Here is a 13,668-nt window from a genome sequence, read left to right as displayed (position 1 = left end):
ATACACAGCAAACTGTGGATAACTTTATGGATATCTGTGTAGATAACTAGGTGGATAACTGGGTGGATAAATCGTTTAATTAATAAGCATTTTAAGCTCAATGGTTTATAAATTAGACGAAAAATGTATAAAAAGGACTCAATAGAGTCCTTTTTATATGCTTGAAGTCTTTAAGAATATGGGCTTTTATTAATCTTTTGTTTAAAAAATAGCTGTTTAAAAAATAACTTTATTGTTTTAATGCGTCTGAATTTTACGAAATTGAAATGGTTAAATTAAATTTAAAAAGCTGTGTATAACTCATAAAGAACAGATTTTGCTTTATGTGCATTATTCGGGATAGAATGATGTAAATTGAAATAAAACTTTGTATAGACATAAGCTTTATTCGTCATTGGGGATGAGCAAGGTGCTTCATTTTTTGTATCGACATCGTGTATTTGTCATGTTGATGGCTTTTGTCATCAGCTGGAGCAGTGCCGTGTCTGCAATGCAAATCCCAATGCAATATTTTATGTCGATGCAAAAACTGAGTGTTAATACCAGTATGCTTCATGCAGAAAAAACACAGGCGCATGTTGACGCTGAAACAACTTCAGTCAACGTCGATCATAGCTCTTCGCATTCTGTACATGAGGTGCAATTGGCTACGAAGCATTTGCCTGAGCATGGCGCATCGACCATGTTAATGTCGGACTGCCATCAGCAATCGAAACCGTCCTCTCATTCTGATACCACTAAAGCAATGCCATTGGCGCATTGTGATTTATCGAATAGCACGCTTAAACATAAAGATGGCTGCCAAGTTTGTGCGCAGTGGCATTGCCAAATGATGTTGGTTGCAGTGGAATTAACGCCGAATGAATGGGTAGAACCACGCTCAGTGGAATTTAAATCTGCGCTCGTTAGTCCTTATGCTGCACAGCATTTACAGGGCTATTGGCAAGAAATTTTACGTCCTCCCAAAGCTTAATCTGAATTTAAAACGCATTCTCGCAATTTAAACAAAGGTTAAGTTATGTCTACAGTATTTAAATACCTTGTGCTTGGGTCTTGCCTCAGCATCTCCGCAGGGGCGTTCGCTGCGGTCAAAGAATATCAACTCAATATTGATGAACAGTTGATTAATGTGACAGGTAAGCCTGTCAAACGCATTACGGTCAATGGCCAGTTTCCTGCACCTCAACTCGAATTTGAAGAGGGTGATGAGGCGGTCATTCGGGTAAAAAATCATTTAAAAACACAGGATTCTTCAATTCATTGGCATGGGCTTTTACTGCCTGGACTGATGGATGGTGTTCCTGGGTTTAATGGCTTTGCTGGAATTCGTCCCAATCAAGAATTTGTCTACAAATTTAAAGTCCGCCAAAGTGGTACCTATTGGTATCACGCCCATTCTAAGGGGCAAGAGCAAGATGGCTTGTATGGGTCTTTGGTGATTTATCCAAAAGGCAAAAAGCCTTTGGCTAGTCATGAACAAGCAGAGCGCGATTATGTGGTCATGTTGTCTGATTTTCATGAAAAAACCAGCGCAGAATTACAAAAAAACCTAAAAATTTCAGCGGAATATTATCAAAATCAGCGTGAAACACTGCCCGATGTTTGGAAGCAAGTTAAACGAGATGGTCTAAAAGCAACATGGTCTGATCGCAAAATGTGGAATCAGATGCGTATGCTCAAAACAGATTTGTCTGATGTTACGGGCTATACCTTTTTGGTCAATGGAAAGACAGCTGAGCAAAACTGGACGGGTATGTTTAAACCGAATGAGAAAGTTCGTTTACGCTTTATTAATGCTTCAGCAATGTCATTTTTTGATGTGCGTATACCCAATTTAAGCATGACCGTGGTGAGTGCTGATGGTCAAGCTGTGAAACCAGTAAATGTAGACGAATTCCGTATTGGGGCGGCAGAAACTTATGATGTGATTGTGCAGCCTAAGGCGGCACATTATCAAATAGAAGCAGAGTCGATTGACCGTTCAGGCTTTGCAGTAGGAACATTGCATAATGAGTTGAGCCCTCTGATGCAGGGCATACAACGACCGCGAGCGCGCCCACGTGCCTTACTCAGTATGGCCGACATGGGACATGGGTCTTCTACAGATCATAACACGATGGATCATTCCAAAATGAACCATGATGCGATGCCTGAAATGGATCATTCCAAAATGAACCATGAAGCGATGTCTGAAATGGACCATTCAAAAATGAACCATGATGCGATGTCTGCAATGGATCATTCCAAAATGAACCATGAAGCGATGTCTGCAATGGATCATTCCAAAATGAACCACGAAGCAATGTCTGAAATGGACCATTCCAAAATGAACCATGAAGCGATGTCTGAAATGGATCATTCCAAAATGAACCATGAAGCGATGTCTGAAATGGATCATTCATACATGAAGCATGCTTCGTCTGAAACAGCGTCAAGCACAGCACCTGTATATGGATGGGCAAATGCCTCTACACCAAAAGGGGACAAGGCACTACAGTACAGTGACCTCAAAGCATTAAATCCGCAGACGGATACCCGTGAAGCAAGCAGTGAATTGGTGATCCATCTTGGAGGCACGATGGAGCGCTATATTTGGACTATTAACGGTAAAAAGTTTAGTGATGCTGAACCTTTAAAAGTGAAATATGGCGAGCGTATTCGCATTAAATTTGTCAATGACAGCATGATGGCGCATCCAATGCATTTACATGGCATGTTTATGCAATTGGAAAATGGCCAATCTGCCTCAGATATGCCGAATAAGCATACGATTATTGTGCCACCTGCTCAAACAGTCACAGCATTGCTGACTGCGGATGAGTTGGGAGAGTGGGCGATTCACTGCCATCTGCTGTATCACATGAGTGCAGGGATGATGAGTAAATTGATCGTTGCGAATGTCAGTGATGCAGACGTATCGACTTTACCACACGCCACTCAAACTACGACAACACCAACTCAAGGAGATGCACATGCGCACCATTAATTTGCGTTTCTTACACTTTGCTGGCGTATTACTCATGGCTTTGAGCAGTGGTGTCGCAATGGCTCAGACACAAACACAGTCCAAAAAAGAACCATCTGAAGTGGCTTCAATGTCTATGGATCATAGTCACATGATGCATCAGGACATGGCTATGCATTCAATGTCACAGGCAGACATGATGCACCCACAAATGTCACATGCACAGCACGATGTTGCTGAACATCAATCTCAGCCTAGCGAAGCTCAATTGGTACAGAAAGATCAACAACCGCAATCTAAAAGTAGTTCAAAGCATCTAACAGAGGGAGAAAAAACGCATGCGCAACATTAATGATATTTCTTTCTCTGTGCTTGCACAGTCAGTACTTGCGACTACTTTAGTCCTGACCAGTGGGTTTAGTCAGGCGAAGTCGTCTGCTCAAGTAACAATGCCAATGATGTCGGATCATCCGCATTCGCATCACGAGATGATGGATATGGAGTCTCCATCTGCATCTGAACCAAACACAGCTACGAGCGCTGACATGGCAATGCCAGAACATTCTCAACAGCCTGCTCAAATGTCACATCAGCACGCTATGTTAGATTCATTGCAACATAGCGCTGAACAAGTGCCACACGAAGGCCACGATCACCGTAAAGAACATGGTGCCCAAGTCTATGCAGTGACAACCATTGATAGCCAATGGCGCATGAATAATGATGATCAGGGGATATGGAAAACAGAGCTAGAAAGCCGAATTGGGACTGATGAAAATAAGATCTTTTTTAAACTTCATGCGGATCGACCTGAATCGGAAGAGCTAAGTTTAGAGGCAAAGCTGTTGTATAGCCGCATGATCTCAGATTTTTGGGATGCCCAAGTCGGTGTGCAGTACCGCGCTGAAAAGGTGCAAATGAATGCACAGTATACGGACACGGAAGAACAACTAGATGCGGTTATGGGGCTACATGGTCTTGCGCCGTATTTTTTTGAAACCAATGCTTATTTATATATGGGCGCAGACCAATATGTCGCATTGAGTTTGGAAACTGAGCGTGATTTGCTTTTAAGCCAAAAGCTCATTTTAAAGCCCTATTTAGATTTAAGCATTGTTTTGAGTGATGAATCTAAATATGCGCAAAAAACGGGCTTAAGTCGTGCAACAGCAGGCTTAGAAGCACGTTATGAAATTAGTAAAAAGGTGATGCCTTATGTCGACATTGCTTATGAATATAGTAAAGGCCATACTGAAAACTTATGGCAGTCGAAAGAGCCAACCGATCAAGCATGGTCGTATGGAGCCGGTATTCGCTTCAAATTTTAAGAATTTGACCGACGACTACTCGACTTAAATCTGCATAGGCCTTTGAAGAGATCAATTCAAAGGCCTACTTTTTGTAGGTTTGTTTTAGGTCATAAAATGTAAAAAATGCTCTAAAATGATTCGAAAATAGTTATGATTGCACCATTAGAAGGAGGAACGACCTCCCTCATTTTTGCCACAATGTGAAAATGAGAAAAATCGTCAGGACGACCTGACTCTATAGAAGGAGCAGGCATCGTGGCTTGGATAGTTCTCGTTTTTGCAGGTGTTTTTGAAATTATTTGGGCATATACAATGAAAATGTCCGAAGGTTTTACAAAACTGAGTCCCAGCATTATTACATTAGTTTTCATGGTTTTAAGTTTTGGCTTATTGGCCTATGCCATGCGAACTTTGCCTTTGGGAACCGCCTATACCATTTGGACTGGCATTGGTGCCATTGGCTCATTTGCCGTAGGTATTTTTGTACTAGGTGAGCCAGCAACGGCTATGCGAATGTTGGCAGCTGTACTGATTATTTCTGGCTTAGTGCTGATGAAGATTTCATCCTCTTAATGTGTATTCTAAGTGCCATCTCAAATTGAGTTGGCACTTTTTTGTGTCGATTTTTTAGTTTTAATTGTTCAACAGGGCAAGGGTAGTATGGCTTGGGTTTTATTAATTGTAGCGGGTATGTTGGAAGTGGTTTGGGCTTATTGTATGAAAGTGTCCGATGGATTTACTAAGCTTACACCCAGCATATTGACCATCATTTTTATGATAGCGAGCTTTGCGCTACTGTCTTATTCTATGAAATCTTTGCCCTTAGGTACGGCCTATACCGTTTGGACAGGTATTGGTGCGGTGGGCTCATTTGCTGTGGGCATTCTGTTTTTAGGTGAGCCAGCCTCAGCCATGCGAATGTTGGCAGCGGTACTGATTATTTCAGGTTTGGTATTAATGAAGCTTTCGTCAGCTTAAAGCAAACAACTCACTATATGATCTTAAATTTGAATACATAGTGTCCATATTTTTTTAATTTTTTTAAAAAATAATTTATAAAATAATACTTTAGATGAGTATGATGTCTTTAAATAAATCATACTCAATTCATCTAAATGAATATTACACAAATGCTGATGCCCCTATTCGCCCAAATGTGGTGGGTGATTCTACTTATTTTTATTGCAGCTGCATTCAAGGTATTTAAGCCTATTTTAAAAGGGAAATTCGGCGAGTTTGCAGTCAGTACGCATGTCAAACTGTATTTGGACAAAGAGCAATATACTTTATTAAATGATTGTACCTTGCCAGATGCACAAAATCAGACCACACAAATAGATCATATTTTATTAAGTCCTTACGGCATTTTTGTGGTGGAAACTAAAAACTACAAAGGCTGGCTTTTTGGTAGCGAACGTCAAAAAATGTGGACACAAAAGATTTATAAAAACAGCTATAAATTTCAAAATCCATTGCATCAGAATTATAAGCATCAAAAGGTTTTGGAACAGATTTTATCCGATATTTTAGAGCCCCATTTGATTCATTCTATTGTGGTTTTTATGCTGGATTGTGAGTTTAAAACCACCATGCCTGACAATGTATTTCGCGGTGCAACTTGGATAGATTATGTAAAAACCTTTAAAGAACCCTGTATATCAGCCATGAAACTTAAACGTATTCAGCGACGCTTAGAACAGGAAATTTTAGAAAAATCTTGGAAAACACAACGTCAACATGTCAAAAATTTACAACAGGCCAAAGCGGATATGGATAGAGAGTTCGCTCAAGTGAATGTTTATTGGGGGAATTACAGCGTATAACACGTTTTGTGATCTGAGGTTCTTTTGTTATGATGCGAGGCAATAACAACACACAGAAAAATACAACAAATGACCACATCTCATTTAGCAAATTTATTTTTACAAGCATCAGAAGACCCTGAATTAACGCCACAATTTTTACAGCAATTATTAATGGCAGATATTTATGCGCTTGGTACTGAGCAAACTAATGGACGCATTCAATTTCGCATGTTGGAAACAGAGCATGGGGAACAAGCGATCCCTTTCTTTTTAGACGCAGACACCATTTATACGGATTTAGGGGATGAACCTTTTATTCATTTGCCGACACGAAAATTATTTGAAATGACACAGGGAGCAATTTTAGTTCTGAATCCGACTTCAGACGTGTCGAAAGAGTTTTCACCTCAGGAAATCGATTTTTTACTACAAACAATGCATGTGGCGCTGTAAAAGATGGGTAGCTCAACGCCAATAAAGCCCTTCATTTGAAGGGCTTTTGATTATTGGTGCTGTTGTAGCTTTTGCACAATATCGATAAGTGGTTTAACTTTTTTAACGTCATCCCAAAGCACTTTGGCTTCAGGATAATGTTTGGACATCATGCCAAGCCATTGTTTATAGCGTCCCACCATATTGATTTCTTTCTTATAGGGGCCACTCAAAAAACGGATTTGGAGCTGAATCAGTTCTTCCCATGTAATGAGTGCTTCGTCAGTGTTTTTACGGATACATTGGGTAATATCTGGTGTCGTCACGGCTGCGCGTCCAATCATCAAATCTTCACAGCCAGACTCTCGCTGACACTGTTTAGCGTCTGCATTGGTCCAAATTTCGCCATTGGCAATCACATTAATTTTTAAGCTTTCACGAATAGGTTGCAGTAAATCCCAAAATGCAGGCGGGGTATAGCCATCTGCTTTGGTACGTGCATGAACAGTGACCCATGAAGCACCTGCATCTTCAATAGCATGCGCATTTTCTAAGGTAAAGTTACGGTCGAGATAACCAAGACGCATTTTGGCAGAAACAGGAATATGGGCTGGCACAGCATCACGAACGGCTTTGACCAGTTCATGCACGACTTCTGGTTCATCCAGTAATACAGAGCCACCACGGTGTCGATTCACTGTTTTAGCAGGGCAACCAAAGTTCATGTCGATCGCTGGTGCACCAAGCTCAACTGCTCGGACAGCATTGGCTGCGAGCATGTCGGGATTGTTACCTAAAAATTGTACATGCACGGGTGTGCCAGCAGCCGTTTTACCTTCGGTTAAGAGTTCAGGGCAATAGCTGTGATAGACATGGTCAGGCAATACGGAATCCGTCACACGAATGAACTCAGTTACACACCAGTCAAAGCTTCCGACGGATGTGAGTACATCACGCATAATGGGATCTGTTAAGCCTTCCATGGGCGCAAGAACAAGTTTCAATGTGACCTGCCTATGTGTTGAAAATCGAAGGCTGTTATACGGTTTTTTAGGTCTGATGTCCAGCGGTGATAATTTTTAAAATTATAAGATACAGCTTTTTGCTTTGAGCTAAATTTTTTATCCGAAATTTTGAGTGAGGTTGTGAATTTGAAGATAAAAAAGCCAGCTCAACAATGCTGTTGAGCTGGCTGGATGTTAGTTTTATAGGTACCTAGACCACTGCACTTTTGAGCTTGATGCTTTTAAGCCATTACCTGTATTTGGCGTACCTGATCCATCACCATTTTTAGATGGGACAGTAATCTTTGTACCGCCTAATATATGGTTTGCAATAAGACCACCATCTACACCTTGGGTTCCAATATTTCCAGTAATAGCATTGGTATTATTTGTAATACCACAGGCTGCAGAAGTAGTTACACCTTTACGGCTAAGAACATCACCATAAATACGGGTACATGCGCCAATATGAATTTGATCATTTGCCATTAGTGCTACGCGGCCTAGGTCCAATTTATCAATTGACTTACCGTCGATAGTGACCTTTTTATTGGTCTGATCAGGGTTTTTGTCCATATTTAGCAAAAACTCACTGTCATTTTTACATAGATTAACCGGCACTAAATAGCGTTCAGACAATGTTGATGGTGTTGTCGCCGTAATGGAAAGATCTGTATTATTGACTGTTTTTAAACGGCGATTACAAATCAAGCCAACTTTTTCTGCACCTTCACGTATCACCTCATAAGGAGCATAGATACGCGGAGAGAAGGCGATAGACCAGATTTCACCTTCTGCTAAGAAACTGTTGGTATATGCATTACTTAAGCTGTCAGCTTGCCAGTTGGCCGCGCCAGCGAACTCTAGAGTACCTTCAAAATACATGATCCCAGGTGCGAGTGTGGCATTATCCAGTGAAGATGGGTTCATAATCGAACGTACACGCCATCTATTTAAAATTACACCATAGCCATAATCATCATCAAATCCGAGGGTTTTACCAATACTAATACGAGGTAGGTAACCAATGATTTCACTTGTACATTTTCCATTTGTTACATCAAGACAAATTGCCCCAGTATAAGTTTTTCCATCAAATGTATAATCACCAATTGAAAAGCCTTCTAAATTAATAGATTTCTTAGTTCCATCAGCATTTAAAACATATTGACTATTATTTTCATAAATATATGTTTGTGTATTAGTTTTGTTTTTTAACTGGTTAAGGTAAACACGATCGAATTTTCCATTTTTGGTGAATATATAGTTTGCATCTTGCTTATAAGCAGTCACATCAACTTTAGTTTCAAATGCTGTGCTGTCACTAATACCTTGTCGTATACCCTGTTCATTAATGGTCACCGTTGGAGCTGTCATTGCATTAAAATCTGCAGAGAGTTGGGACTGTCTCTTATAAGTAGAGTCGGATGTAGCAAACAAAGAGACATCGATATCTGTACCAACAACGTAAATATCTTTTGCACTTGCTCCAATACCAATCACTTGAACTTTTCCTGCAGATTTAATATTACCAGCTGTGCTACCAGTATGTACTTCAACATTGCCTTTTGCAGTAATGTCATCAGTTTTACCGCCAAGCCAGAGTTCTACAGCGCCTAATGTTGCTATATTTTTAGCACGAGCATTAACACCAGTTACTGTAACTTTACCACCGGCTTTAATATTACCTGCTGTAGTATCAGTATGTACTTCAACTTCACCTTTGGCAAAAATATCTTGAGATCGACTACCAGTCCATAATGAAACATCTTTGTTGGATTCAATTTTTCCAGCTGTAGCTCCTGTATTTAGGCTCACCCATCCATTAGCTTTAATATCTTTTACTGTCGATGCACTGACTGTGACATTACCCATGGTTTCAATATTATCTGCTTTAGACCAGCCACTAAGCTCTACATTGCCGATTGATTGAATATTTTTAGCTGTTGCACTTGTATATAGTGTTACAGTGCCAAGCGCTTTGATATCGCCAAAATTATCGCCTGTTAATAATGTTACTTTACCTTTAGATGTCACATTAATAATGGCATCACCGCAGTTTTGAGCGCCACAGTCAATGTAAACATCTCCAGTTGCATTGATATTTAATTCAGAGATATTTTTAGTTTTAAATAATAGATTAAGTGCAAGATTTCCTTCAACATTAAGTGTCACTTTTGCATTTGGTGATTCAGACTCTATTAATGTTGCACCTGTAAATACGGTGTTGCCACCGAAGTTAATAGCACTATTTTCACTGGTGACAGAAACAGTACCATTGGTTAGTGTTAAGTTATAGATTACTTCAATGGTCGTTGCTGCTTGAGAACTCAGATTATTGGAGCTGATATTTGCTGTGACTATACATGTAGCGCCTTCAGTGGTACAGCCTGAAACATGAATATTCTTGGCGATAATTTCTTTTTTATTTGTATCAGATCTTAAGGTAATACTTCGCCCATTTAATGCTGGAATGTTGGTTGCGTTGATTTTGCCCTGATTTAATAAATATTCTTTAAATGCACTTACACCAGCCCAGCCCATCAATTGCGCATTGGTTTGTGCGTGAGCAGATACGCCTGCTTCGCGATTGGTTACTAGTGTTTTAGCAACAGATGCTGTAATCAGCATAACTGTGATGCCGATGAGCAATACAAGAAGTACGGTTGCCATGCCTTGCTGTTTTTTAAAAGTATGCATTGCTCATCCCTCACTTTCTAAGTTGAAGTTATATTGTTTAAACAGATTACATTTTGAATATTTTGGCCAACTCCAGTCATATACTGACGAGTTGCAGTAAGTGTAATTTGCTTAAGTCCAGAACCAGACGCTTTTTCAATACCAAATGGGGAGCATCCGCTGCCCGATGTAATTGCATATTGATATATTGGTGTAGCTGTACTATTTTTTATGGCGATAATAGGTTGGTCTTTTTCCCAAGTTCCAGCTGTAATAGCTTCTGTCGTGCCACATGCTGTTTTTTTCAAAAGGACAAGGCGGTGGATTTTTTGTCCATCTTCTGTTGTAACTACCTCGCCAATTCCTTTACATTCATAGGAAAGGGGTGTCGCATTAAGTTCTTTTACTGAACGCCAGAAAATTGCTGGATTACCTGAATATGTACCTGAAGCAATATCTGATTGTTGACCAGAGCCGAAGCCAGCATTCTGGACATATTTTTGAATAGTTAACATACCAGATTGTAACTGTGCATCGTATTCAGCATCTTGTGTTGAACTTACACTCACTTGAGTCAGTTGTTTAAATAGCATGAGCATGGTGACCATACACAGCATGGCAATTACTATTCCAACAAGTAGTTCGATAATCGTAAAACCATTTCTAAGCATGATTTATCTCCCTACCATATAGCAGTTATCACTTGCCGTTCCATTTGCACATGTTTGAGCTTCAGCAAGAGTTGTGCTTACAGCAAGTACAGGCCACTGTGTCTCTGTTGTACCCATATTTATTTTTTCAATTGCACATGCTGTATAGTAGGTTTTGCTGGCTAAAACAAAACTGTCTTTGTTTACAGCATTGCAAACGCTACCTGTGTCTGTATTGTTTAGTGCATTTTGCAATTTAGATTGCATCATATTAATAATAATAAAATTAGTATTTAGGTCTTTTTGAGTAGTGAGCATTTTGCTGATTGCAGCGCCACTACCAAGAATGACGATAGAAAAAAGCATAAGACCAACTAAGGCTTCGAGTAAGGTAAAGCCTTGCTCTTTATAAGATATAGATGTCAGCTGTTTCATCATTTTTTCCTACCTTAAATGCTGTTGCTAGGTCACTTGAGCACCCACTACCTGAAACAAGTATGAGTACACCAGCCGAATTAAAAGACATACACTGAAAGTTATATGTACCCTGTTTAATAAAAATATCTTTAGAAAGTGGAAATGTACGTAAAAGGGTATTACTGCTTGCTGATGGGCTGGAAGGAACATCACATACATCAGTCGAGTTGAACGCGGTACGTATAATATTTAATGTATTGGTTGTGCTATCTAAGCAAACACTGACGGATGAATTACTCATTAATTGATTATTGCTATTGCGTAGTGCAGAGGCTTTTGCTTGCGTCACAGCAGTTTTAAAGGTTGTGAGTGCACTATTGACTTGGCTACGGTCAACCCAAGTACGCGTAAGTGAAGAACCAAGCATTAACAAAATGGAAAAAAGTCCAATTGTGATCATCAGCTCAATGAGCGTGAAACCTGTTTGTGCAGTCGGATGTTGTATTTTCATATCATTTCATCCATTCAGTGACTGAGCCGCAACCAGAGATTGTTTTTACACTCTGGTTATTTAGAGTGAGAGTACAGCCAGAAACTTTCGTTTCATTGCCCGTTGCAGTGAGTGTGTATGTTGAACCATCTGTAGATACATATTTATATTCAAATGCATTTGAAGATGGTGCCCAACTTTTAAATACTGTGTTTGCTACTAAAGCACTGCTGGTTGTTAGTGAAGCCGTAGGATAATTAAGTGTACGTTGATAATTATTCTCTGCAGAAAGTGATAATGCGATGAGATTTGATTGCGCTTCTTTAATTTTTGAACGAGTGATGTAGTTTTGATAGCTTGGAATAGCAATGGATGCCAATATTGCAATAATTACCACCGCAATAATTAATTCTATTAAAGTAAATCCGTTCTTATTCATATTTACCTCATCACGGTAATTAATTTTTACTTGTCTATATTGAGAATGTTTTTAGTTTAATCATGAAACACTATTTGCACAATAGTGAGAAATACATCTCAAAAATGCAACGATAAAGTAAAGTAATTTAAAGTTATGTAAGTATTTGTAACTATGTTTTTGTATTTTAGTGTAATATTCAAGTTTATTTTGTTGTATTTGTATTGGTTTAAATTTTATTTGTATTTGAAATATAACAATAAATATTGTTTTTAAAATCCATAGAATGTGAATATTGTCGTTAAATATTTAGATTTATAGATTTTTTCTGTGTATTTGTGTGTGCGGGTATAAATATTTTACTTTTAATTTTAAATAGATTTTATTTTTAAATTTAATTAAACAATATAATTTACTTTTTGGTTGATTATGCCAATCAATTTGAGATTAATTTTTTCACTGAGAAATAGGCTTCGGGATTAATTTATTGTGTAAGTCTCGGTTTGTGGGTTTTTGTTGATTTATTTATCATTTTACAGGGTGTGATTATAATTTATAAACGATAAAAAAAAGAGCATATTTGCATATACTCTTTTTTAAATAGATTAAATATAGACTCAGATCAGCAATTAAAATACTGGAAAATTATCTTTTACAGTTTGTAACGCATTAACGGCCTAAAATCATTTCTAAAACGATTTTAGATCCAATGAAGCCGATAGCAAGTAGAAAAAAGCCGATGATTGTAAAGCGAATGGCTTTTTGTCCACGCCAGCCAAATTGATAATGGCCAATTAAAAGTGAACCATAGACAAACCATGAAACGATACTAAAGGCAGTTTTATGGGCAAGATGCTGGCCAAAGAAATTATCAATCGTAAAAAAGCCAAAACCAAGAGCGAGGGTTAGCAATATAAAGCCAGCAATAAGCATGTCAAAAAGCAGAGATTCCATGGCTTGAAATGACGGTAATAGACTGACCCATACACGGCGTTTTTGTTTGTTTTTGAGTTCGCGGTCTTGAAACCAAAGCAATACGGCATGAATAGTTGCCATTAATAAAATTGCATAGGCTGAAAGTGACAAAATGATATGAATGTCTAAGCCTAGGGAGTTTTGATTAATGAGCAGATCATGTTTACTAAAGGCAAAACCGAAAATAAGTCCTGTTGCTGCTACAGGTATTCCAATGAGGCTGAGCGCAAGAACTGGGCGGTAGGTACTAAATAAAAGACTCAGTAGTAACATTAACCCAGAGGTAAAAGACAAAATGTTGAAAACATTATAGTTAATACCAGCCGGGGTCAGCATGTCATTGAATAGAACACCTGCATGTAAAAGAAGACCTAAACCTAAAATAAGGCCAATAAACCAATGGTTTGGGCTACGTTTAGACATTAAGTGTATGAACAAATACCAAAAAGAGGTGGTATAGGCGATTAATGCTAAGATCGTATAAACCAAGGGGAGACTGATCATGTCAAACCTTTTTCAGGAT

The 13,668-nt window shown here is 38.8% G+C and carries 15 protein-coding genes; 8 read left to right on the top strand and 7 right to left on the bottom strand.

Annotated elements, in window-relative coordinates:
• Window positions 1–409 precede the first annotated feature (409 nt).
• The 8 genes from EXE29_RS13490 to EXE29_RS13455 all read left to right on the top strand — a co-directional run bounded on the left by EXE29_RS13490 (window position 410) and on the right by EXE29_RS13455 (window position 6,533).
• Entirely contained in the window at window positions 410–973 is a 564-nt protein-coding gene (locus EXE29_RS13490; RefSeq protein ID WP_130125664.1) for a hypothetical protein, read from the top strand.
• A gap of 45 nt (window positions 974–1,018) precedes the next feature.
• Complete coding sequence (locus EXE29_RS13485; RefSeq protein ID WP_120364827.1) at window positions 1,019–2,986, top strand: multicopper oxidase domain-containing protein; 1,968 nt, start codon at window positions 1,019–1,021, stop codon at window positions 2,984–2,986.
• On the top strand, window positions 2,973–3,317 hold the full coding sequence (locus EXE29_RS13480; RefSeq protein WP_117008052.1) for a hypothetical protein: 345 nt from the start codon (window positions 2,973–2,975) through the stop codon (window positions 3,315–3,317). The genes EXE29_RS13485 and EXE29_RS13480 overlap by 14 nt, the downstream gene beginning before the upstream one ends.
• Window positions 3,304–4,293 carry a copper resistance protein B gene (locus EXE29_RS13475; protein ID WP_117008051.1) on the top strand — a complete coding sequence of 330 codons (990 nt, stop codon included), beginning with the start codon at window positions 3,304–3,306 and terminating at the stop codon, window positions 4,291–4,293. The genes EXE29_RS13480 and EXE29_RS13475 overlap by 14 nt, the downstream gene beginning before the upstream one ends.
• A 237-nt stretch (window positions 4,294–4,530) precedes the next feature.
• Entirely contained in the window at window positions 4,531–4,848 is a 318-nt protein-coding gene (locus EXE29_RS13470) for a DMT family transporter (protein ID WP_120364826.1), read from the top strand.
• Window positions 4,849–4,935: 87 nt separating this feature from the next.
• On the top strand, window positions 4,936–5,253 hold the full coding sequence (sugE, locus tag EXE29_RS13465; protein ID WP_120364838.1) for a quaternary ammonium compound efflux SMR transporter SugE: 318 nt from the start codon (window positions 4,936–4,938) through the stop codon (window positions 5,251–5,253).
• Window positions 5,254–5,390: 137 nt separating this feature from the next.
• Window positions 5,391–6,098, top strand: coding sequence for a nuclease-related domain-containing protein (locus EXE29_RS13460; protein ID WP_120364825.1), 708 nt, complete (start codon window positions 5,391–5,393; stop codon window positions 6,096–6,098).
• Between the two features lie 69 nt (window positions 6,099–6,167).
• On the top strand, window positions 6,168–6,533 hold the full coding sequence (locus tag EXE29_RS13455) for an SseB family protein (protein ID WP_120364824.1): 366 nt from the start codon (window positions 6,168–6,170) through the stop codon (window positions 6,531–6,533).
• Window positions 6,534–6,583: 50 nt separating this feature from the next.
• Here the strand turns inward: EXE29_RS13455 and EXE29_RS13450 are convergent, their stop codons facing one another.
• The 7 genes from EXE29_RS13450 to EXE29_RS13420 form a co-directional block, all read right to left on the bottom strand.
• Window positions 6,584–7,516, bottom strand: a complete 933-nt coding sequence (locus tag EXE29_RS13450) for a tRNA dihydrouridine synthase (protein ID WP_178962583.1) — start codon at window positions 7,514–7,516, stop codon at window positions 6,584–6,586.
• A 201-nt stretch (window positions 7,517–7,717) separates the two neighbouring features.
• The gene (locus EXE29_RS13445) at window positions 7,718–10,216 is read right to left on the bottom strand and encodes a hypothetical protein (protein ID WP_106985989.1); all 2,499 of its coding nucleotides are present in this window, start codon (window positions 10,214–10,216) and stop codon (window positions 7,718–7,720) included.
• Window positions 10,217–10,233: 17 nt separating this feature from the next.
• The gene (locus EXE29_RS13440) at window positions 10,234–10,866 is read right to left on the bottom strand and encodes a PilW family protein (protein ID WP_120364823.1); all 633 of its coding nucleotides are present in this window, start codon (window positions 10,864–10,866) and stop codon (window positions 10,234–10,236) included.
• A gap of 3 nt (window positions 10,867–10,869) precedes the next feature.
• On the bottom strand, window positions 10,870–11,280 hold the full coding sequence (locus EXE29_RS13435; protein ID WP_162368845.1) for a PulJ/GspJ family protein: 411 nt from the start codon (window positions 11,278–11,280) through the stop codon (window positions 10,870–10,872).
• Window positions 11,252–11,773: a pilus assembly FimT family protein gene (locus EXE29_RS13430; RefSeq protein ID WP_106985986.1), complete on the bottom strand. Its 522-nt coding sequence runs from the start codon at window positions 11,771–11,773 to the stop codon at window positions 11,252–11,254. Before EXE29_RS13430 ends, EXE29_RS13435 begins: the two co-directional genes overlap by 29 nt.
• 1 nt (window position 11,774) lies before the next feature.
• On the bottom strand, window positions 11,775–12,191 hold the full coding sequence (locus EXE29_RS13425; protein WP_106985985.1) for a type IV pilin protein: 417 nt from the start codon (window positions 12,189–12,191) through the stop codon (window positions 11,775–11,777).
• A gap of 648 nt (window positions 12,192–12,839) precedes the next feature.
• On the bottom strand, window positions 12,840–13,649 hold the full coding sequence (locus EXE29_RS13420) for a cytochrome C assembly family protein (protein ID WP_106985984.1): 810 nt from the start codon (window positions 13,647–13,649) through the stop codon (window positions 12,840–12,842).
• Window positions 13,650–13,668 lie beyond the last annotated feature (19 nt).

Origin of the sequence: Acinetobacter sp. WCHAc060006, from assembly GCF_004209135.1 — a bacterium.
Taxonomy (GTDB): Bacteria; Pseudomonadota; Gammaproteobacteria; order Pseudomonadales; family Moraxellaceae; genus Acinetobacter; species Acinetobacter cumulans.
The sequence above is the reverse complement of the archived record's forward strand: the minus strand, read 5'-3'. Positions and strand labels throughout refer to the sequence as shown.

Excerpts from the sequence above, each read along its gene's own strand:
- EXE29_RS13485 (WP_120364827.1), top strand. The coding sequence starts at position 1,019 with ATGTCTACAGTATTTAAATACCTTGTGCTTGGGTCTTGCCTCAGCATC.
- EXE29_RS13480 (WP_117008052.1), top strand. The coding sequence starts at position 2,973 with ATGCGCACCATTAATTTGCGTTTCTTACACTTTGCTGGCGTATTACTC.
- EXE29_RS13475 (WP_117008051.1), top strand. The coding sequence starts at position 3,304 with ATGCGCAACATTAATGATATTTCTTTCTCTGTGCTTGCACAGTCAGTA.
- sugE (WP_120364838.1), top strand. The coding sequence starts at position 4,936 with ATGGCTTGGGTTTTATTAATTGTAGCGGGTATGTTGGAAGTGGTTTGG.
- EXE29_RS13460 (WP_120364825.1), top strand. The coding sequence starts at position 5,391 with ATGAATATTACACAAATGCTGATGCCCCTATTCGCCCAAATGTGGTGG.
- EXE29_RS13455 (WP_120364824.1), top strand. The coding sequence starts at position 6,168 with ATGACCACATCTCATTTAGCAAATTTATTTTTACAAGCATCAGAAGAC.
- EXE29_RS13445 (WP_106985989.1), bottom strand. The coding sequence starts at position 10,216 with ATGCATACTTTTAAAAAACAGCAAGGCATGGCAACCGTACTTCTTGTA.
- EXE29_RS13440 (WP_120364823.1), bottom strand. The coding sequence starts at position 10,866 with ATGCTTAGAAATGGTTTTACGATTATCGAACTACTTGTTGGAATAGTA.
- EXE29_RS13435 (WP_162368845.1), bottom strand. The coding sequence starts at position 11,280 with ATGAAACAGCTGACATCTATATCTTATAAAGAGCAAGGCTTTACCTTA.
- EXE29_RS13430 (WP_106985986.1), bottom strand. The coding sequence starts at position 11,773 with ATGAAAATACAACATCCGACTGCACAAACAGGTTTCACGCTCATTGAG.
- EXE29_RS13425 (WP_106985985.1), bottom strand. The coding sequence starts at position 12,191 with ATGAATAAGAACGGATTTACTTTAATAGAATTAATTATTGCGGTGGTA.
- EXE29_RS13420 (WP_106985984.1), bottom strand. The coding sequence starts at position 13,649 with ATGATCAGTCTCCCCTTGGTTTATACGATCTTAGCATTAATCGCCTAT.